Raw genomic sequence first — 584 nt, 5'->3', positions numbered from 1 at the left:
CCGACCCGGCTGGGTGAGGCGATGCCGGTCGCGGCCCGCACCGATGCCGAGATCGCGCTGGAGCTGCGGCGGATCCAGCAGGCGGAGTCGGCGCTGGCCGCCTACCGGGCCGAGCTGATCTGCGAGCTGGGAGCCCGCCGCCCGGACAGTTCGGACCGGCAGCTCGGGGAGCCGGGAGCGGCGTCGCCGGACTGGCTGCCGGGCCCGGGCAACCCGCCGGCGGCGGGGGTGAGCGAGTTCTTCGCCGACGAGCTGGCGATGGTGCTGAACTGCTCGCGGGCCGAAGCCACCACCCAGGCGGAGCTGTCGACGACGCTGGTGGGGCACCTGCCCGCCACCTGGGCGGCGCTGGCCGACGGCGCGCTGGGCTGGCCGCGGGCGCGGGCGGTGGCCGCGGAGCTGTCCGGGCCGGTGCGCGAGCTGGCACCCGGGGTGATCGCGGCGGTGGAGGCCGCGGTGCTGCCCGGCGCCGGGGAGCTGTCGGTGACCCGGCTGCGCGCCGCGGTGCGCCGGGAGGTGCTGCGCCACGACGCCGCGGCCGCCGAGCGGCGCCGCAGGCGGGCCGAGCGCTGCGCCGACGTGGT

The 584-nt window shown here is 79.5% G+C and carries 1 protein-coding gene; it reads left to right on the top strand.

Annotated features, from left to right (window positions below):
• Positions 1 to 21 precede the first annotated feature (21 nt).
• Positions 22 to 584: DUF222 domain-containing protein (locus ACI790_RS19855; protein ID WP_456571512.1), on the top strand; the 563-nt coding region annotated here is incomplete at its 3' end.

Source organism: Blastococcus sp. SYSU DS0539 (genome assembly GCF_054050855.1).
Note: the sequence above shows the minus strand (reverse complement) of the source record. Positions and strands in the feature narration are given on the sequence as shown.